Origin of the sequence: Pseudonocardia endophytica (genome assembly GCF_004339565.1) — a bacterium.
Classification (GTDB): domain Bacteria; phylum Actinomycetota; class Actinomycetes; order Mycobacteriales; family Pseudonocardiaceae; genus Pseudonocardia; species Pseudonocardia endophytica.
Genome location: NZ_SMFZ01000001.1, coordinates 2234148 through 2253525, shown reverse-complemented (window position 1 = coordinate 2253525; position 19378 = coordinate 2234148). Strand labels below are relative to the sequence as shown.

The window sequence follows — 19378 nt, the reverse complement described above, 5'->3', positions numbered from 1 at the left end:
ATCAGGTCAGCTCGGGGTGCCCGAGCACCGGGTCGTAGCGCTGGCCGCCCTCGACGTGCAGCACGTCGGCCACCGGCGGGTAGCCCGTGGTGATCACCGTGTAGTCGCCGGGCGGCAGGTCGCCGAACCGGTACCGGCCCTCGGCGTCCGTGTCGGCCACGGCCACCGACGTGCCGTCGCCGTTCAGCAGCGCGACCCGGGCGTCGCCCAGCGGGCGGCCGTCCTTCGTGCGGGCGGTGCCGCTCAGCGTGCCGTTGCCCCCTGCGGACCTCCCGCGGCCCTGCGCCCCGTTCCCGGCATGCACCGGCGCGGGCAGCGTGGCGTCCCAACCGGTGTCGCCGGTCGTGTCCACGACGATGCTGTCGGTCACCGGCTCCATGCCCGGCGCGACCGCGACGACGGTGTAGACGGCGGGCGACAGGTCGGTCACGACGTACCGCCCGTCGCCGCCGGTCACGGTCGTCGCGACGACCTCGCCCCGCACGTCGTGCACGACGACCGTGGCGCCGTCGACCGGACCGCCCGGCCCAGTGACCGTGCCGGCCACGCCGCCGTTGCGCCCGGGCAGGGAGAGCTCGACGTCGTACTCGCCGGGGTCCGGCAGCGTCACGGTCGCCGAGCGTGGCTCGTGCCCACCCGCCGCGGCGATCAGCAGGTAGTCGCCGGGACCGGGCAGGCCGGTGCGGAACACGCCGTCGTCGCCGCCGTTGCCGCGCGCGACCTGGCTGCCCTCGCCGTCGAGCACCGTGAGCGTCACCGACGGCACGGCGCGTCCGGTCCCGGCACGCAGCACGCGCACCCGGATCGCGGTCGCGGGTATCTCCGGGGCGCTCACCGGTGCTCCTCACGCTCGTCGGTGGCCGGTGCGGCGGCACCGGCCGTCGCGGTGTCCTGACGGTTCGGCTCCGTGAACCACCAGCCGTCCGGTGTCGGCGCCGCGTGCCGCGCGATCTCCTCGACCTGTGTGGAGAGGGCCCGCGCGAGCACGCCGACCAGGTACGCGCTGCGTCCCTGGCGCTCGCGGTCGAACGAGCCGCGGGCGTAGCCGTTGCGGCCCGGCCCGCCGTCGCGCGCCGCGCCGTTGCCGGTCTCGGTCACGGTCGCCCCCTCGTCCCTCCGGCCGGTCACTGCGTCACCAGCGTGGTCGCGTCCAGTCGCTGTCCGAGCATGCCGGACTGGGCCATCAGGTCCAGTACACGCTGCAATCGTGCCGGTTGCACGGTCGTCGGGTAGTCCGGGAGTGTGATGATCCCGGCCGTCGTCGGCGAGACCGTCGTGTACGTCGGCAGGATCCCGGTCACCCGCTGGTCGTCAGCGGCCATCTCGGATGCCTGCGAGATCGCCCTCCGGAACGCCCGCACCGTCGCCGGGTACTGCTCGGCGAAGCGGGCCGTCGTGAAGTACCCGTCCAGCGGGAACGTCCCCGTCGGGCCGCTCGTCGGGTCGATCAGCGGCAGCGCGCCGAAGTCGGACTCGGCCTGGGTGACGAACGGTTCGACGAGCCACGCCGCGTCCAGCGTCCCGGCCTTCAGCGCGGCGACGGCCTGCGGGAACGGCATCGTCACGTACTTCACCGAGTCCGGGTCCACGCCGCGTGCGGCCAGTACCCGGCCGAGCGTGAGCGTCTGGATGTTCGGCGGGGGCGTGTTCACCGCGATCGTCCGCCCGGCGAGCTGCTCGGGCGCGTCGATCCCGCTGTTCGGACGGGTCACGACCTGGTCGAGCCCCGGGGAGGCGAGCGCCCCCTCCGCGACGACCCGTAGGTCGGCGTCCTTGCGGGCCTGTGCGCCGAAGAACGTGACGTAGTTGCCGCCGCCCGCGATGTCGACGCTCCCGTCGGCCAGCCCCGGCAACGACTGGTTCGACGACGGCAGCGTCCGGATCGTGACGTCCAGGCCCTGGGCCTTGAACAGCCCTTCCTGCTGGGCCAGGTAGAGCGGCGCGGTGTCCACGATGGGCAGACCGGTGACCGTGATCGACGCCTTCTCCGGCGGCGCGTCCGCGGGCGCGGAGGTGGCCTGCGAGCATCCGGACAACAGCAGCGCCAGCCCTGCGGCGAGGACGGCGCCGGCGCGGGTGCGGATCATCCGCGCGCCCCGTCCGGCGTGGCCGACGCCGTGCCGGCCGTCGCACGACCGGCCAGCGCGAGTTCGACGAGCGTGACGAGCGTCCGCGTCGCCGACCGGCGGTCGCGCGCGTCGCACTGCACGATCGGCTTGTCCGGCCCGAGCGCCAGTGCCTCCCGGATCTGGGCCTCGGAGTAGGGGAACTGCCCGTCGAAGCCGTTCACGCCGACGACCACCGGCAGCCCGGCCCGCTCGAAGTAGTCCAGCACGGGGAACGAGTCGATCAGCCGTCGCGTGTCGACGAGGACGACCGCGCCGACGGCTCCGAGCACGAGCTGGTCCCACATGAACCAGAACCGGTACTGGCCGGGCGTGCCGAACAGGTAGAGCACGAGGTCGTCGTCGAGGTCCAGGCGGCCGAAGTCCATCGCGACGGTCGTCGTGCGCTTGTCCGGGAGCCCGCCGAGGTCGTCGACGGATTCGGACGGCGCGGTCATCACCTCCTCCGTGGTGAGAGGGGTGATGTCCGAGCTGGCGCCGACGAACGTCGTCTTGCCGACCCCGAACGCGCCCGCCACGACGATCTTGAGCGGGGTGACCGGCCGGGACCGGCGACGGGTGCCGGCACCCTCAGATCCGCTTGCGGAGTTCACGCAGGGCCCTTTCCAACTGGTCGGTGTCCTCGCCGGCGTGCGAGGGATGGTGCAGGTGCACGGCGCCGTCGCGGTCGAGGTCCTGTACGAGGACCTTCACCACGCCGAGGGGGAGCCTGAGCAGTGCGGAGAGCTCGGCCACCGAACGCCACGGGCGGCACAGCTCGAGGATCCGGGTGGCCTCCGGGGAGTGGCCGGAGCCGGGCGGCCGGTCCTGGACCGTCGCCGCGACCACGGTCTCCGGCGGCAGGTCCGCGTGCGCCGTGCGGCCGCCGGTCAGCGCGTAGGGGCGGACCGGGGACCGCGGGGCACCGTCGCCGCCGGGGCGGTGACGGTCCGCGCCGCGGTCCGGCTCGGTCATCAGTTCTTCCCGGTCTCCTGCGGCGTGCGGGACGCGGGCGACATGCCCCGCCCGACCCGTTCGACGAGCAGCGCCATCTCGTAGGACACGAGACCCATGTCCGACGTCGGCGACGTCAGCACGGCGAGCGCCGCACCCTGCCCGATCGCGGTCACCAGGAACGTCCCGTGCCGCATCTCGATGACGGTCTGCTCGACCGGGCCGCCCTGGAACACCCGCGAGGCACCCGAGGTGAGGCTGTTCAGCCCGGACGTGATCGCCGCGAGCTGGTCGGCCCGGTCCGCGGGCACCTCGGCCGAGCGGGCCATCGGCAGGCCGTCGGCGGACACGACGACGGCGTGCGCGACGCCGGTCACGCGTTCGACGAAGTCGCTGAGCAGCCAGTCGAAGTCCTGACCGCCCGGCTGAGCCGTCGTGGATTCGGTCATCTGCCGGTCCTCTCCATTCCGCGCCGTCGTCCTTCCTGGTGTGCGGCGAACCGCCGCCGGATCGCCTCGGCCGAGCGGTCCCACGCGAGGCGGTCGTCGCCATGAGCGGGTGTCGTCGCGCCGTTGCCGTCCTGCCGGCCTGATCCGGTGCCGTCGGTGCCGTCGGTGCCGTCGGTGCCGTCGGTGCCGTCGGTGCTGTCCGGGCCGTTCGGGCCGTCGCCGTCCGGGACGGCTCCGGGGACGTAGTTCGCGCCCGGCGCCCGCAACGGGAGCCCGGACGTCGTGGACCCGGCCGCGGTGGGTTCGCGCACGGCGTCCGCGCCCCACGGCACGTCGGGTGCCGGGATGCCGCCCGCCGGATCCGCTCCGGCGGGGGTCGTCCCCGCGTCGGTCGTCGCGTCCGGTGCCGGGGCGCCCTCCGGAGCAGGGGGGCCGGGCCGAGGTTGCGTTCCGGTCGGCGGCGAGGTGCCGGTGCCGGGCTGCGCCGGCGCGCCGGACCGCGGTGGCATCACGGGCCTCGGCGGGCCGGAGGGCGCCGCCGTGGGGTCCGGCTCGCCCGGCGTCACCGCGTCCGCGCCGGGTTGCGCGCCCGTCGTGGTGTCGGCCGTCACCTGCTCGGTGGGCGACGGGCCGGTCGCGGCCGGGGTCGACGGGGTCGACGGGGTCGCCGGGGTCGCCGGGGTCGACGGGGTCGACGGGGTCGCCGGGGTCGACGGGGTCGACGCACGGTCCCCGGACGTCACGACGGGTATCGGGGTCGTCGGCGGCGCCTCCGCCGATCCGTCGTACGGAGCCGTCCGGTTCCCGGTGTCCTCCGCGGTGCCTGCGGCATCCGTCCCGGCGGGGTCCGCGCCCCCACGCGAGGCGGCCCATGCGGCACCGGCCGCGACGGCGCCCGCCGCGCCGACGCCCGCGGCGGTCCCGAGCCCGCCGGAGCGCTCGGTCGGCGCGGAGTCCGGCGACGCCGGGTCGGCAGGGCCGGACATCGATCCCTCCACCCGACCGGTCCCGGACGCCGGGTCGGACGGCCCGGGTCCGGAGCTCGGACCGGAGGATGCGGCGTCGGAGACCGGGCTGGACGGCAGCGGCCCGGATGCGGTCGCACCCGACGAGGTGGACCCGGGCGCCGCCGCGGCGGGCGGTGTCGGCTCGGAGGTGGTGGGCCGTGTCGGCGCGGCCGCGGCGGGCGGTGTTAGCGCGGACGTGGTGGGCGGTGTCGGCTCGGTCGCGGCCGGTGGTGTCGGCGCGGCCGCGGTCGACGCGGCGTCCGCCTCCGTGACGGGCGTCGGGTCCGGACCCGCGGTCGTCGCACCGGAGGCGGGGCCAGTGCCGGCTCCGGCAGCGCCACGGCGTCCGCGCTGGTAGCGGGCGTAGCGCTCGCGGATCGCGTCCGGTGAGCGGTCGGCTGCCTCGGCGTCCGGCCGGGGATCGACGGGTGCCCGTTCCGGCTCGGGAGCCGCGTGCCTGCCGGCGACCGCCCGGCCGTGCGGCACGGATTCGTCCGGCTCGTCGGACGGCGAGGTGCCTCCCGTGCCGGGGACCTCGTTCGCGCCCGGCCGGCGCAGCGGGAGACCGGCGTCGGTGGTCCCGCTGGCGGTCGGCACGAACGCCGCCGCCCCGGCCGCCTCCGACTCCGGAGCCGCCGCGGCGGGGGAGCCCGGCGTCGGCGCGGCGGAGGCCAGCGACGCCCCGCCGAACCAGCTGTCCGCGCCCGGTCCCGGCGTCGCGATCGCCTTCGAGAAGCGCTCGCCGATCCACGCCCCCTCCGACGTGCCGGACGGCTCCGGACGCGGGCCGGGCACCGCCTCCGCCGGGTCCTCGGTCAGCACCGCCGCCGGCAGCGTCACCGACGCCGTCACCCCGCGCGGCGAGCCCGGCGCCAGCCACACCCGCGCGCCGAGCCGGGCCGCGAGCCGCCCGACGACGTACAGGCCCATCCGGCGGGACGCGTCCACGCCGACCTCGGTCGGCGCGGCGAGCCGCTTGCCGAGCTCCTCGCACTCCTGCGCCGTGAGCCCGATGCCCCGGTCGGTGATCTCGACGAGCGCGGAGCCGTCCGGCAGCGCCGTCGCGGAGACGTCCACACGCGACTGTCGCGAGGAGAACGCCGTCGCGTTGTCCAGCAGCTCGGCCAGCAGGTGCACGACGTCGCTCACCGCGCTCTCGGCGAGCGTCACGTCCGGGACGTCGCCGACGTCGACACGCGGGTACTGCTCGATCTCGGACAGCGCGGCCCGCAGCACCTCGAGCAGCCCGAGCCTGCGGTTCCACCGGCGCACCGGCTCCTGCCCGCCGAGCACCAGCAGGTTCTCGCCGTTGCGGCGCATCCGGGTGGCGAGGTGGTCGAGCCGGAACAGGCTGTCCAGGCGGTCGGCGTCCTCCTCGCCGCGTTCCAGATCGTCGATCAGCTCGATCTGACGGTCCACGAGGGACTGCGTGCGACGCGACAGCGTGACGAACAGCGCGCCGGCCTGGGCGCGACGGCGGGCCTCACCGGCGGCGGCGCGTACCGCCTCCTGGTGCACGGCGTCGAACGACCGGGCGACCTCGCCGATCTCGTCGGCGCTGTGTACCGCGATCGGCTCGACCCGGGTGTCCACCGTGTCCGGGTCCTCGCGGTCGAGGCGTGCGACGGTGTCCGGCAGCCGCCGCTCGGCCACCGACAGCGCGCCGTCCCGCAGCGCCCGCAGCGGCCGGACCAGCGACCGGGCCACCGCCGTCGTCGCGAGCAGCACGATCAGGATCACGGCGAGCGCGACGATCCCGATGATCCACGCCTGGCGGACCTCGTCGGACCGGAGCTGGTCGGCGCGGTCCGACACGGCCGTGACCAGGGCGGACTCCGCCCGGCCCACCTTGCCGAGCGTCCCGGTGGCGGACGCCTCCCAGCTGCCCGCCGCAGCCGCACCGCCGGAGGGCGGGCGGCCGGCCGTGATGCCGTCGCGGACGGCGCTCGTCTGGTCGACGTCGGCGCCGGCGACGATGTCGTCGTAGGCCTGGGACTGCGGCACCGACGCCGACGTGCGGAACTGCTGCAGCGCGCCGTTCTGGTCGGCGATCGCCTGGGAGAACGCGGCGGCCCCGCCCGGCTCGAAACCGCCGGCCAGCAGCGCCGACTCGAGCAGCGCGCGCTGCGTGGCGAGCGCGGCGCGCGACCGGGACAGCGCACCGAGCGCGCGCACGGACGCGGAGAGCTCCGGGTCGGTGCCCTCCTGGGCGATCTCGTCGTCGAGCCCGAGCAGGTCGGTGACGACCGTGTCGTAGCGGTCGACCGTGACGCCCGCCGGCAGCCGTCCCTGCGTCACGGCCGTACGCAGCGCGGGCAGCGTGTCCAGGCGGAACAGGGCGCGGCGGAGCCGGTCGCGGGTGGAGTCCGGGTACGCGTCGCCGATGCCAGCGGCGAGTGCGCGCAGCCGGCCGGTGCCCTCGTCGGTGCGCCGCTGCGCGTCGGCCACGGCACGGGACCGGTCGGCCGTGCGGCCCGCCCCGACGTAGGCGGCCGACTCGGACTGCTCGGACTGCAGGTCACCGACGGACGTGGTGAGGGCCGCCGCCACGTCGGCCAGTGTTCCGACGCGCCCGTAGGCCGCAGCGGCGGAGACCGCACCGCCGACACCGACCGCGCCCAGCGCGAGCGCGACGACGGTCGGGACGGCGATCAGCGCGATCAACCGGGAGCGGACGCGCCAGTTGCGCAGCCCACGGCCGCGGGGTGCGGCCGCCCGCGGATCGATGTCCCGCGCGCGGTCGCCGTCGGACGAGGTCACGCCCACCCCCTCCGCGCGCGGCGTGCGTGCCACGCGCCCGTCACTGATTAGCGTTGCTCACTGTATGTCGACGAATCCTGGCCGGCAGCCGCCGGTCCACCGTCGTGCAACGGTTCACCCGATATGTCGCGAACCAGCGAGACGCAGAGCACGGTGATCAGCGACATCGCGACGAGGTACCCCGCGATCGCCAGCGACGTCCCGCTGGCCGCGAACAGCGCCGTCGCGACGATCGGGGCGAAACCACCACCGAGGACGGTGCCGAGCTGGTAACCCAGCGACGCGCCGCTGTAGCGGACGCGCGTGCCGAACATCTCCGAGAACAGCGCGGCCAGCGGTCCGTACATCGCACCGAGGATCAGGTGGACGACGGCCAGCGCGAGCGCCACCAGCGCCGCCGAGCCGGTGTCGATCAGCAGGAACGCCGGGAAGGCCCACACCGCGCTCGCGACGGCCGCGACCAGGTACACCCGGCGCCGCCCGACCCGGTCCGAGATCGCCGAGGCGAGCGGGATCGACACCATCTGGAACGCCTGGGTGACGGTGACCAGCAGCAGCATCGTCGACTGCGGCAGCCCGAGGTTCTTCGACCCGTAGGTGATCATGAACGTGACGAACACCCACAGGCTCGCGCTGGCCGCGACGAACGTGCCGCCCGCCAGCAGCACGCCGGTCCAGCGGGTGCGCAGTACCTCGAGGACCGGGGTGCGCGAGCGGTCGGACGCCGCGCTGATCCTGCGGAACGCGGGGGAGTCGTCCAGGCGTAGCTGCAGCGCCAGACCGAGACCGATCACCAGCACGCTGAGCAGGAACGGGATCCGCCAGCCCCACGACTGGAACGCGTCCTGCGAGAGCACGGCGGCGAACAGGAAGAACAGGGCGTTGGAGACGAGACCGCCGATCGGCGAACCGAGCTGGGCGATGCTGCCCCAGAAACCCCGCCGCCCGGCGGGGGCCTGCTCGGTGAGGAGCAGGACGGATCCCGCCCACTGGCCGCCGAGCGCGAGCCCCTGCACCAGACGCAGGATCACGAGCAGGATCGGCGCCGCGATGCCGATCGACGCCGTCGACGGGATGAGTCCGATCAGGACGGTCGCGACGCCCATCGTGACGGTGCCGGCTGCGAGGGCGGCCCTGCGGCCGATGCGGTCGCCGATCGGGCCGAACACGAAACCGCCGAGCGGCCGGGCGACGAACGCGAGCGCGAACGTCAGGAACGACGCGAAGAGGCTCCCGGTCGGCCCGAGCTCGGCGAAGAACACGGCGGGGAAGATCGCCGCGGACGCCGTGGCGTAGAGGAAGAAGTCGTACCACTCGACCGAACCCGCTCCCACACAGTAGAGAGCGGTCCGCTTCAGGGACGTGGGTGATGCCGTTTCCGACGTGCGATTCATCGTGCTGTCGCCTCCGGGAGCGGAGCCTACACAGCGTCACAAAGAGACGCTGATCATGGCCGGGAAGCTCCGCGCGGCCGTCCGGGTTGACCGCACCGGAACGACGGACGCGAGGAAGGCAGTGTCATGACGTACGCGGTGACCGGGGCCAGCGGCCCCCTGGGAGGCCTTGCGGTCGAGGCTCTGCTGGAGCGCGGGGTACCGGCCGGGGAGATCGTCGCGATCGTGCGCGACCCGGACAAGGCGGCCGGTCTCGCGGCCCGCGACGTGCAGGTGCGCCGTGGCGACTACTCCGAGCCGGGGAGCCTCGCGACCGCACTGGACGGGGTGGACCGGCTGCTGCTCGTGTCCGGCAGCGAGGTCGGCAGGCGGGTGGCCCAGCACGGCAACGTGATCGACGCGGCCCGGGCGGCCGGTGTCGGGCGGATCGTCTACACGAGCCTGCCGCGCGCGGACACGTCGTCGCTCCCGCTGGCGCCGGAGCACAAGGCGACCGAGGAGCTGCTGGCGGCCGCCGACGTCGCGACCACGGTGCTGCGCAACAACTGGTACGCCGAGAACTACACCGCGCGGACCGCTGAGTACGTGGAGCGCGGCGCGATCCTGTCCGCGACCGGCGACGGGCGGATCGGCCTGGCCACCCGTGCCGACTACGCCGCGGCCGCCGCGGCGGCGCTCGTCGACGACTCGCACGCCGGGCGCACCTACGAGCTGGCCGGCCCGCCGGTGACCCTCGGCGATCTCGCCGCGGCGATCACCGAGGTGACCGGACGGACCGTCGTCCACACGTCCGTGACCCCGGCCGAGCTCGTCGCGACGCTCACCGGGGCGGGCCTGGACGAGGGCACCGCGCAGTTCGTCGGCGCGCTCGACGAGGGCATCTCCCGCGGCGACCTGGACGTCGACAGCACCGACCTGGTGGCGCTCGTCGGCCGTCCGTCGACGCCGCTCGTCGAGGCCGTCCGCGCCGCGCTCGGGTGACTCAGGCGGTCGCCGGCCCGGCGAGGTTGCGCAGCGAGTTCCGCAGATGGTCGGGGGTGAACGGCGGGAACGCGATGTCCGGGTGGTTCGGGTGGTACGTCCCCATCCGGAACACCTGGCCGTTCCCGGTGATCCGCTCCGACGCGCGTGCCGCGACGACCCAACCGGTCCCGTCGATGGCGGGGTGGGACCGGGGCTCGGTCAGCACGGCGAACACGGCCTCCGGCGATGCGTCGACGTGCAGCGCGACGCTCACGGTCTCCTCGGACATGGGCTCCTTCTCGATTCCGGCTTCGGGACGGGAGACCGCCCGCGGGAGCCGCACTCATCGCTCCCGTCCCGCGCGGTCCGTCGTGGTGCCGCGACCGTCACGGCGCACGCGCGAGCCGGTTCCTCGCGCGGGAACGGCCGGGACGCGCCGGCGACCACGTCCGTGACCTGCTCCGGAGCGACGCTTTGCTCTGCTTACACGGGCACACCACCGATCGGCCCAGTGGATGGGACGACCGGGTTCCGACCCCGTTGCGTGGAGGTGAGCAGAGCAAAGCGGCCGTCCGGCGGCGCTCGGGCGGGCGGGTACCTGGTCGTCGCGGCGACCACGACGGCGAGAACGCACGCCGGACCGGAGCACGCGCTCGTCCGGACGGCCGCGTTCTCCGTGCCCGGGCGCGTTCACCGCAGACGGCCGCGTTCTCCGCGGGCGGGAGCGTTCTCCGCGTGGAACCAGGTCCGGCGGCCCGGCCGTGGGCGATGGGGCACCGCCGGAACCGGACGCCGGCGTGGTGGAGTCGGTGCGCCGGCACCTCGCCCACCCTCCGGAGGGGCCGACGTGGACGGGCGCCGACGCCGCGCGCCGACGACCGCATGCCCGCGCCGGTCGGTGACCGAATGGCCGGTCGGCGGGAACCGCCCTACGCTCGGCGGGTGCCACATCATGATCTCGTCGTGGTCGGGGCGGGCTCCGGGAACACGATCGTCGACCATCGGTTCGCCGACCTCGATGTCGCGTTCGTCGAGGCCACCCACTTCGGTGGCACGTGCCTGAACGTCGGCTGCATCCCGACGAAGATGCTCGCCTACGCCGCCGAGGTCGCCGAGACCGTCCGGAGCGCGCACACGCTCGGCGTCGACGCGAGCGTCGACCGGGTCCGGTGGACCGACATCCGGGATCGCGTGTTCTCCCGCCTCGACCCGATCGCCCAGGAGGGCCGCAAGTACCGCGAGGACCACGGCACCGTCTACATCGGAACGGCGTCGTTCACCGGTCCGCGCGCCATGTCCGTCGCCTGTACCGACGGGTCGACGGCGGAGTTCACGGCGGACCGGATCGTGCTCGCGGCCGGCGGACGCCCGATCGTCCCGCCGCCGGTCGTCGAGGGCGGCGCGCCCTACGAGACGTCCGACACGATCATGCGGATCGACGCGCTGCCGCGCCGGCTCGCGGTGCTCGGCGGCGGTTACATCGCGGCCGAGTTCGCGCACGTGTTCGGCGGGCTCGGCTGCGAGGTCACGATGGTCGAGGCCGCCGACGAGCTGCTGTACGGCATGGACGAGACGATCACCGAGCACTTCGCCGCGACCGTGCGGGACCGCTTCGACCTGCGTCTGGGCCGGACCGCCGAGCAGGTCGTCGGCGACGACGAGGGCGTCCGGCTGATGCTCGACGACGGCGCGGTCGTCGAGGCGGACATGCTGCTCGTCGCGGCGGGCCGGACGCCGAACAGCGACCGGATGAACCTCGGGGCGGCCGGCGTCGACACCCACGAGGACGGCCGCATCGTCGTCGACGAGTTCGGCCGCACGACTGCCGATGGGGTGTGGGCGCTGGGCGACATCAGCACCGACCATCCGCTCAAGCACGTCGCGAACCACGAGGCCGACGTCGTCGGGGACAACCTGACGACCGACGGTCCGCTGCGCGCCGTCGACAACTCGCTGGTCCCTGCGGCGGTGTTCGCGTCGCCGCAGGTCGGGACGGTCGGGCTCACCGAGCAGCAGTGCCGGGACCAGCGCCTGTCCTACGCCGTCGCCGTGCAGCCGTACTCCGACGTCGCCTACGGCTGGGCGATGGAGGACGAGACCGGGTTCTGCAAGATCATCGCCGAGACGGGGACCGGGCGGCTGCTCGGCGCGCACCTGATGGGCCCGCAGGCGTCGACGCTCGTGCAGCAGCTCGTGCAGGCCATGGCTCTGGAGGTCACGGCGCATCGTCTGGCCGACGTGCAGTACTGGATCCACCCGGCGCTGTCCGAGGTCGTGGAGAACGCGCTGCGGAACCTGGACGTCTAGCCCGCCGGCGCGCTGACCACCCGGAACTGGACGAACTGCGCAGGATGTCGTGCCCGACGAACTCCATCGGGCCGTCCGGCGTCTCGCCCGTCCGCGCCGGCGCCCGACGGGCGTGTCCGCGACGAGGTCGCCCGCGCGCGCTGCCGGACCACAGCTCGTCGACCCGGCGCAGGTGGAGCTCGCGACTGTCGTCACCCATGGTGCCGGGTAGCGCGGTCGTCCGGAACGCGAACGGATGTCGACCGGTACGCGCGCGCGTGCTAACTGTGGACGTGAGGCCGCACACCCCGCGGCCGCGCCACGGCACGCCCGAGACCCGGGAGTTTCGCATGACCATGGACAACACGCTGACCAGCCAGGAACGGCTGGCCGAGCTGGACGCCGAGCAGCTGTCACGGCTCGTCGGACTCGTCGAGTACGACGCCGGGAGCGACCCGTTCCCCGTGACCGGCTGGGACGCCGTGGTCTGGGCGGTCGGGAACGCGACCCAGGCCGCGCACTTCTACCAGGTCGTCTACGGCATGGAGCTGGTCGCGTACTCCGGTCCGGAGACCGGCAACCGCGACCACCAGGCCTACGTGCTGCGCTCCGGCGCCGTCCGCTTCGAGCTGCGCGGTGCCGTCGACCCGGCCAGCCCGGTCGCCGACCAGCACCGCAGGCACGGCGACGGCGTCGTGGACGTCGCGCTGGAGGTGCCGGACGTGGACCGCTGCGTGGCGCACGCCCGCGCGCAGGGTGCGAGCGTGCTCGTCGAACCGCACGATCTGTCCGACGAGCACGGGACGGTGCGCACGGCCGCGATCGCGACCTACGGCGAGACCCGGCACACGCTCGTCGACCGCTCGCGCTACTCGGGCCCGTACCTGCCCGGCTACGTCGCGCGGTCGTCCACCGTGGAGCGTGGGAAGCGGGTGTTCCAGGCGCTCGACCACGTCGTCGGGAACGTCGAGATGGGACGGATGGACACCTGGGTGGACTTCTACCACCGGATCATGGGGTTCACCGACATGGCCGAGTTCGTCGGCTCGGACATCGCGACCGAGTACTCGGCGCTGATGAGCAAGGTCGTGGCCAGCGGGAACCACCGCGTGAAGTTCCCGCTGAACGAGCCGTCGATCGGGAAGAAGCGCTCCCAGATCGACGAGTTCCTCGACTTCCACGCCGGCCCTGGCGTGCAGCACCTCGCGCTCGCCACGAACGACATCCTGACCACTGTGGACACGTTGCGGGCTCGCGGCGTCACGTTCCTGCCCACGCCGTCGTCGTACTACACGGACCCGGCGCTGCGGGCGCGGATCGGCGAGGTCCGGGTGCCGATCGAGGAGCTCGAGTCGCGCGGCATCCTCGTCGACCGCGACGAGGACGGCTACCTGCTGCAGATCTTCACCGCACCCGTCGGGGACCGGCCGACGGTGTTCTTCGAGTTCATCGAGCGGCACGGCTCGCTCGGGTTCGGGATCGGCAACTTCAAGGCGCTGTTCGAGGCCATCGAGCGCGAGCAGGCCCGTCGGGGGAACTTCTAGACATGCCTCACTACCGCAGCGTGGGATCGGTGCCGCCGAAGCGGCACACCCAGCACCGTGACCCGTCCGGGAACCTGTACCGCGAGGAGCTGATGGGGGAGGAGGGCTTCTCGTCGGACTCGTCGCTGCTCTACCACTCGGGCGTGCCGTCGGCCGTCGTCGACGCGACGCCGTGGGAGCTGCCCGACCGGTCCACCACGGAGAACCGGCCGCTGCTTCCGCGGCACCTCAGGCTGCACTCGCTGTTCGACTCCCTCGACGCGAAGCGCCTGGATGTCGTGACGGGTCGACGGCTGGTGCTCGGCAATGCGGACGTGCGGATCTCCTACGTCGTGGCGGGCGAGACGTCGCCGCTGTACCGCAACGCCGTCGGCGACGAGTGCGTCTACGTCGAGTCCGGGTCGGCGACGATCGAGACGGTGTTCGGGACGCTCACCGCCGCGGCCGGGACGTACGTGGTGCTGCCCCGTTCGACGACGCACCGGTGGATCCCGACCGGATCGGACCCGTTGCGCGCGTACGTGATCGAGGCGAGCTCGCACATCGGCCCACCGGCCAGGTACCTGTCCCGGTACGGCCAGTTCCTGGAGCACGCGCCGTACTGCGAGCGCGACCTGCACGGTCCGACCGGTCCGCTGCTGGTCTCCGGTTCCGACGTCGAGGTGTTGGTCCGGCACCGCGGCTCGCGCGGGGACGCCGGGACCCGGTACGTCGTGCCGGAGCACCCGTTCGACGTCGTCGGCTGGGACGGGTGTCTGTACCCGTTCACGTTCGACGTCGCCGACTTCGAGCCGATCACCGGGCGGGTCCACCAGCCGCCGCCGGTGCACCAGGTGTTCGCCGGCGAGAACTTCGTGATCTGCAACTTCGTGCCGCGCAAGGTCGACTACCACCCGCTCGCCGTACCGGTGCCGTACTACCACTCCAATGTGGACTCCGACGAGGTGATGTTCTACTGCGGCGGGGACTACGAGGCGCGCAAGGGGTCCGGCATCGCGCTCGGGTCGGTGTCCCTGCACCCGGGAGGACACAGCCACGGCCCGCAACCGTCGGCGATCGAGAAGGCCCTGGGGGCGGAGCGGTTCGACGAGCTGGCCGTCATGGTCGACACGTTCCGTCCTCTCGAACTGGGTGAGGGTGGCCGGGCCTGCGAGGACCCCGCCTACGCCTGGACCTGGGCGGGCCGTGGGCCGTTGAGCTGACCGCGTGGTCATGCATGATCGGCGGGACTGGTCGGAGCGCGCCGCTGGTGGCGTCTTCTGACCGGTCCCGCCGATCATGGTCCGGGGTGCCCTCCGCGGTGCGGGGCGAGGCGCTGCGGCGATCCCGGCCTGGTCCGAACGGGACGGTGACGCCGTCGCGCGAGCCGGCCCGGCCGTCTAGTAGAGCGGGTCGGTCGGCAGGCCGAGCTCGGCCACGATGCGGTTGCACAGCGCGCCGATCGTGGGGACACCGTCGTCGCCGAGCGGGTCCAGCACGAGCGAGCGCACCATCTCGACGTGGCCCGGCGCCGCGGCCTGCTGATGCGAGCGCCCCTCGTCGGTGAGCGTGGCGACCGTGTACCGCCTGCCGGCGCCGGGGTGCACGGTCCGGGTCACCCAGCCGCGTTTCTCCAGACGGGCGACGGCGTGCGACGCCCTGGACAGCGACCCGTTCGCCATCTCGGCGATCTCGGTCATGCGCAGCGTCGACTCCGGTACGTGGTCGAGCCGGGCCAGGATCATGTAGCCGAACAGCGTGAGGTCCGCGTCGCGCAGCAGCTGGCTCTCCAGCGCGCCCGGCAAGGTGAGCAGCACCTTGCAGACGTTGATCCACGCCCGTCGCTCGTCGTCGTCGAGCCAGCGGGGTTCCGCGCCGCCGGGTGCGTCGTCCGTCTCCGTCGTCGGGTTGAACACGCAAGTCAGTATGGCAGAAGCCTTGACTTGAACAGTCAACCCAGAGCAGGATCGATAGTGAGTTGAACAGTCAACCCACCACTCCAGGGGGAGCGACCACCATGACCACCGCCACGCGGACCACCGACCGCACGACCCGCGCCCTGCTCACGATCGGCGCCGCCGCCGTCGTCGCGATGCTGGTGAACGCCGTGATCGCGACCGGGGCGCTGGCGCTCGGCCCCGGCGCCGCACCCGTCGGGCTGACCCCGGCCGAGTACCTGAGCGCGAGCGTCGTGGGCATCCTGATCGGCGCGGCCGGATGGGCGCTGGTCCGCCGGTTCACCGCACGCCCGGCGGCCGTGCTGCGGGTGCTGGTGCCGGTCGTCGTCGTCCTGACCTGGATCCCGGACGTCGCGGTGCTGCTCGGAGGCGCGACCGTGGTCAACGCGGTGGGCCTGATGCTGATGCACGCCGTCGTCGCGACGAGCGCCGTCGTCGCGCTGCGGCGGGTGCTCCCGGTCTGATCCCTCGCACGAGATGTGGTGCCCTCGCACACGCCCGGACGTGTGCGAGGGCACCGTTGTCCGTGCGGGGGAGTGCGGGAGCGAACGATCCGGCCGGATCCGCTCCGTGGCGCGGTCCCGGCCGTGTTCGCTGGCCCGGTGCACATCCCGGACGTGGTGCTGAGGTCGGAGCTGCTGGTGGCCGGATGGTCGCCGGACGAGATCCGCCGGATGGTGACCCGCGGCGACCTGCGACGGCTCGGCCGCGGGACCTACACCACAGCCGGACCCGCCCCGGCCGATCGCCGCGTGGAGCATGTGCTCCGCGTCCGGGCCGTGGTCCGCCGTCTGGATCCGACGGCGGTCGTCAGTCACGCGTCGGCCGCGGCCGTCCACGGGTTGCCCTGCTGGGGGCTGCCGCTGGACCGGGTCGTCGTGACGCGGGCCAGGGTGTCGGGCGCGCGCCGGTCGGCGGAGCTCCTCGTCCGTGCCGCGCCGCTGCCCGATCACGACGTGACGTCGGTGATGCTGCCGGGGGACGCGGGAACGCTGCGGGTCACGGCGCCGGCCCGGACCGTCGTGGACGTCGCCCGAACGTACGGGTTCGAGCAGGCCGTCGTGGTCGCCGACGCGGCACTGGCCAGACCGCGCAGGGACGTGCCACCGCTCGTGACGCCGGACGAGCTCGTCGCCGCCGTCGCCGACGCGGGAGGTCGCCCGGGCGCGGCGGCCGCGCGGCGGGTGGCCACGTTCGCCGACGGGCGCAGTGGCAGTCCCGGCGAGTCGCGCAGCCGGGTGGCGATGGACGCGGCCGGGCTGGCCGTGCCCGTCCTGCAGTACGAGATCCGCGACGCCGTCGGCGTGCACGTCGCCACCGTGGACTTCGCCTGGCCGGAGCGACGCACGGTCGGCGAGTTCGACGGGAAGATCAAGTACGGCCGGTTGCTCCGACCCGGGGAGGAACCCGGCGATGCGGTGTACCGCGAGAAGCTGCGCGAGGACGCGATCCGCGCCGAGGGCTGGACGGTCGTGCGGTGGCGCTGGCAGGAGATCCGGCCGTTCACGCCCGTCCTGGCCCGCCTGCGGCCGCGGCTCGGCTAAGGGCCCGGACCTCCCTCGCACAGGATGTGGTGCCCTCGCACGCTCCCGGGCGCGTGCGAGGGCGCCCGAACCTGTGCGACGGCGGTCAGTCGCGGTAGGAGCCGGGGCGCTTCTCGGCGAACGCGGCGAGTGCCTCGTCCAGGTCGGCGGACAGGAGCTGGCCGCTGTTCCAGGTGGCGATCTGCTCCAGGCCGTCGGCGATCGTGTGGTCGCGGGCGTAGGTGATCGCGTGCTTGGTGCCGCGCAGCGCAAGGGGGCTCTTCGCGGCCAGTTCGCGGGCCAGCTCGCCGACCCGGGTCTCGAGCGTTGCGGGGTCGTCGAGCACCTCGTTGACCAGGCGCAGCGCCGCGGCCTCCGTGCCGGAGACCGGGCGGCAGGTGTAGGCCATCTCGCGGGCCACACCCTCGCCGACGATGCGCGGGAGGCGTTGCAGCACACCGACGTCGGCGGCGAGGCCCATGTCGACCTCCTTGAGCACGAACCGCGCGTCGGCGCTCGCGTAGCGCAGGTCGCAGGCGACGGCGAGGTCCAGCCCGGCACCGACGCAGGCCCCGTGCACGGCCGCGATCACCGGCTTGCGGCAGCGTTCGACGGCGGTGAGGCAGTCCTGCAGGTCGAGGATCGTGCGGCGCAGCTCGTCGGCGCCGTGCCCGCGCGAGTCGTCGCCTGCGGCTCCGCGCAGCTCGCCGAGCATCTCCAGGTCGATCCCGGCGCAGAAGTGCTTCCCGTTCCCAGAGACCACCAGGACCCGGACCGACGGATCGGCGTCCAGCACCCGGACGGCGTCGCGCAGCTCGAACCACATCGGACGGTTCATCGCGTTCGCGGACGCCGGGCGGTCCAGCCGTACCCGCGCGACTCCACCGTCCACGTCCACCGCGAGCGTCGTCGGCTCACCCATCGTCGTCTCCTCCCGTGATGCCCGGTCCGGACGGTACCCATGACGTGCCGGCCGGTGGGGACCGGTCGAGCTGCCGTGCCGCGTGTTCGGCGGCTGACCGGATCGGGCGCCGGGATACGCTGCCCGGCATGGTCGACCCGCACGCCGCCGACCTGACCAGCACGGCGAACCCACGGGTGAAAGCACTGGTGCGGTTGCGCACCAGGCGTGCGAGGACCGAGGCGGGCGTGACGCTCGTCGAGGGGCACGACGAGCTGCGCCTGGCTCTCGAGGCCGGGGTGCGGCCGTCCGAGGTGTTCTGGGCGCCGTCGCTGGTCCGGGAGCCGGACCTGCTCGACGCGGTCGGCCGCGCGCGGGTCACGTCGGTCAGCCGGGACGTGTTCGCCAGGGTCGCCTACCGGGAGTCGCCGGACGGGTGGTTGGCCGTCGTCCCGGCGCCGGAGCGGCCGCTCGAGGAGCTGGAGCTCGGCGCGAACCCGCTCGTGCTCGTCGCGGAGGGGATCGAGAAGCCGGGCAACGTCGGCGCCATGCTGCGCACGGCGGAGGCGTGCGGGGCGGACGCGGTGGTCGCGGCGTCGGCCGGGACGGACTTCGGGAACCCGAACGTCGTGCGCGCCAGCAAGGGCACCGTGTTCGCGGTGCCGGTCGCCGCCGCGGACAGCGACGACGTGCTCGCCTGGCTCCGCGCGCGCGGGCTGCGGATCGTGGTCACGACGCCGGCCGGCACGACCCGGCTCGACCGGTCCACATTGGGCGGTCCGGCCGCACTCGTGGTCGGGACCGAGGCCACCGGGGTGACCGACCGGTGGCTGGAGAACGCCGACGAGACCGTCGTGATCCCGATGCGCGGCACGGTGAACTCGCTGAACGCGGCCACCGCGGCCGCGCTCGCACTGTACGAGGCGACCCGCCAGCGGAACGCGGCGGACGGGTCCTGACCCGCTCCCGCGTCAGAGGGCGGCGAGCCGGTCCACCAGCAGCTCCACGCCCCGCTCGACGTTCTCCGGCGGCACCCGTCCGGCGCGGGTCAGGGTCGCCAGCCCGTGCAAGGCCGCCCAGAACAGTTCGGTGAACAAGGCCGGGTCGACACCGTCCCCTGCGACCTGCCCGAGGCTCTCCAGCAGCGCCGCGAAGGCGTCCTTCAGCTGCTCCGGGGTGTGCTCCTCGGCGAACGTCAGGCCGCCGTCGAGCTGGAACATCGCGTCGTAGACGGCCGGGGTGCGTGCGGCGAGGTCGAGGTAGGTGTGCGAGACGGCGGTGACCCGGGCGCGCGGGCCGTCGGCTGCGGAGGCCGCGGCCCGGACCGCAGCGGCCATCTCGGCGGCACCCTCGAGCGCGACCGCGCCGATGATCTCGCGCTTGCCGCGGAAGTGGCTGTAGAGGACGGGCTGGCTGTACTCGATCCGCTCCGCGAGCCTGCGCGTGGTGACCGCGTCCCAGCCCTGCTGCTCGGCGAGCTCCCGGGCCGTCGCCACGATGAAGCGTTCACGGTCCGCCCACTCACGCTCCTTGCGTTCCCGTACCGACACCCTCT

19 protein-coding genes are annotated in these 19378 nt (G+C 73.9%); 7 read left to right on the top strand and 12 right to left on the bottom strand.

What is annotated here, in order from left to right; translation table 11 throughout:
- Position 1 precedes the first annotated feature (1 nt).
- From EV378_RS10090 to EV378_RS10055, 8 genes are read right to left on the bottom strand one after another with little or no spacing between them, the layout of a single operon-like run.
- Entirely contained in the window at positions 2-835 is an 834-nt protein-coding gene (locus EV378_RS10090) for an MSCRAMM family protein (RefSeq protein ID WP_132423079.1), read from the bottom strand.
- On the bottom strand, positions 832-1098 hold the full coding sequence (locus EV378_RS10085; protein ID WP_132423076.1) for a hypothetical protein: 267 nt from the start codon (positions 1096-1098) through the stop codon (positions 832-834). Before EV378_RS10085 ends, EV378_RS10090 begins: the two co-directional genes overlap by 4 nt.
- Positions 1099-1124: 26 nt before the next feature.
- Positions 1125-2087 carry an ABC transporter substrate-binding protein gene (locus EV378_RS10080; RefSeq protein WP_132423073.1) on the bottom strand — a complete coding sequence of 321 codons (963 nt, stop codon included), beginning with the start codon at positions 2085-2087 and terminating at the stop codon, positions 1125-1127.
- Positions 2084-2719 carry a GTP-binding protein gene (locus EV378_RS10075; protein ID WP_132423070.1) on the bottom strand — a complete coding sequence of 212 codons (636 nt, stop codon included), beginning with the start codon at positions 2717-2719 and terminating at the stop codon, positions 2084-2086. Before EV378_RS10075 ends, EV378_RS10080 begins: the two co-directional genes overlap by 4 nt.
- Positions 2697-3080 carry a DUF742 domain-containing protein gene (locus EV378_RS10070; protein ID WP_132423067.1) on the bottom strand — a complete coding sequence of 128 codons (384 nt, stop codon included), beginning with the start codon at positions 3078-3080 and terminating at the stop codon, positions 2697-2699. The genes EV378_RS10075 and EV378_RS10070 overlap by 23 nt, the downstream gene beginning before the upstream one ends.
- Positions 3080-3508: a roadblock/LC7 domain-containing protein gene (locus tag EV378_RS10065; RefSeq protein ID WP_132427675.1), complete on the bottom strand. Its 429-nt coding sequence runs from the start codon at positions 3506-3508 to the stop codon at positions 3080-3082. The genes EV378_RS10070 and EV378_RS10065 overlap by 1 nt, the downstream gene beginning before the upstream one ends.
- A complete protein-coding gene (locus EV378_RS10060) occupies positions 3505-7275 on the bottom strand; it encodes a sensor histidine kinase (RefSeq protein WP_132423064.1) in 3771 nt (1256 codons plus the stop codon). The genes EV378_RS10065 and EV378_RS10060 overlap by 4 nt, the downstream gene beginning before the upstream one ends.
- 47 nt (positions 7276-7322) lie before the next feature.
- Positions 7323-8609, bottom strand: a complete 1287-nt coding sequence (locus EV378_RS10055; protein WP_165922220.1) for an MFS transporter — start codon at positions 8607-8609, stop codon at positions 7323-7325.
- Positions 8610-8795: 186 nt separating this feature from the next.
- Here EV378_RS10055 and EV378_RS10050 point away from each other — a divergent pair, with 186 nt between their 5' ends.
- A complete protein-coding gene (locus tag EV378_RS10050; protein ID WP_132423058.1) occupies positions 8796-9650 on the top strand; it encodes an SDR family oxidoreductase in 855 nt (284 codons plus the stop codon).
- A gap of 1 nt (position 9651) precedes the next feature.
- Here the strand turns inward: EV378_RS10050 and EV378_RS10045 are convergent, their stop codons facing one another.
- Positions 9652-9921: an SRPBCC family protein gene (locus EV378_RS10045; RefSeq protein ID WP_132423055.1), complete on the bottom strand. Its 270-nt coding sequence runs from the start codon at positions 9919-9921 to the stop codon at positions 9652-9654.
- A gap of 653 nt (positions 9922-10574) precedes the next feature.
- On the opposite strand from EV378_RS10045, the gene EV378_RS10040 reads away from it, so the two are divergent.
- The 3 genes from EV378_RS10040 (at position 10575) to EV378_RS10030 (ending at position 14664) form a co-directional block, all read left to right on the top strand.
- Positions 10575-11939, top strand: coding sequence for a mycothione reductase (locus EV378_RS10040; protein WP_132423052.1), 1365 nt, complete (start codon positions 10575-10577; stop codon positions 11937-11939).
- A 335-nt stretch (positions 11940-12274) separates the two neighbouring features.
- On the top strand, positions 12275-13462 hold the full coding sequence (gene hppD / locus EV378_RS10035) for a 4-hydroxyphenylpyruvate dioxygenase (protein WP_207908747.1): 1188 nt from the start codon (positions 12275-12277) through the stop codon (positions 13460-13462).
- A 2-nt stretch (positions 13463-13464) separates the two neighbouring features.
- Complete coding sequence (locus EV378_RS10030) at positions 13465-14664, top strand: homogentisate 1,2-dioxygenase (protein ID WP_132423046.1); 1200 nt, start codon at positions 13465-13467, stop codon at positions 14662-14664.
- Between the two features lie 177 nt (positions 14665-14841).
- Here the strand turns inward: EV378_RS10030 and EV378_RS10025 are convergent, their stop codons facing one another.
- A complete protein-coding gene (locus EV378_RS10025; RefSeq protein ID WP_132423043.1) occupies positions 14842-15357 on the bottom strand; it encodes a MarR family winged helix-turn-helix transcriptional regulator in 516 nt (171 codons plus the stop codon).
- A gap of 101 nt (positions 15358-15458) precedes the next feature.
- Between EV378_RS10025 and EV378_RS10020 the strand changes: the two genes are divergently transcribed.
- Together EV378_RS10020 and EV378_RS10015 are read left to right on the top strand one after the other, a co-directional pair.
- On the top strand, positions 15459-15863 hold the full coding sequence (locus EV378_RS10020; protein WP_132423040.1) for a DUF6069 family protein: 405 nt from the start codon (positions 15459-15461) through the stop codon (positions 15861-15863).
- Between the two features lie 123 nt (positions 15864-15986).
- Positions 15987-16943: a type IV toxin-antitoxin system AbiEi family antitoxin domain-containing protein gene (locus tag EV378_RS10015; RefSeq protein ID WP_207908627.1), complete on the top strand. Its 957-nt coding sequence runs from the start codon at positions 15987-15989 to the stop codon at positions 16941-16943.
- 85 nt (positions 16944-17028) lie between these two features.
- Here the strand turns inward: EV378_RS10015 and EV378_RS10010 are convergent, their stop codons facing one another.
- Entirely contained in the window at positions 17029-17844 is an 816-nt protein-coding gene (locus EV378_RS10010; RefSeq protein ID WP_132423037.1) for a crotonase/enoyl-CoA hydratase family protein, read from the bottom strand.
- A gap of 128 nt (positions 17845-17972) precedes the next feature.
- Here EV378_RS10010 and EV378_RS10005 point away from each other — a divergent pair, with 128 nt between their 5' ends.
- Entirely contained in the window at positions 17973-18782 is an 810-nt protein-coding gene (locus tag EV378_RS10005; protein ID WP_132423034.1) for a TrmH family RNA methyltransferase, read from the top strand.
- 12 nt (positions 18783-18794) lie between these two features.
- On the opposite strand, the gene EV378_RS10000 is transcribed toward EV378_RS10005, so the two are convergent.
- On the bottom strand, positions 18795-19373 hold the full coding sequence (locus EV378_RS10000) for a TetR/AcrR family transcriptional regulator (protein WP_132423031.1): 579 nt from the start codon (positions 19371-19373) through the stop codon (positions 18795-18797).
- Positions 19374-19378 lie beyond the last annotated feature (5 nt).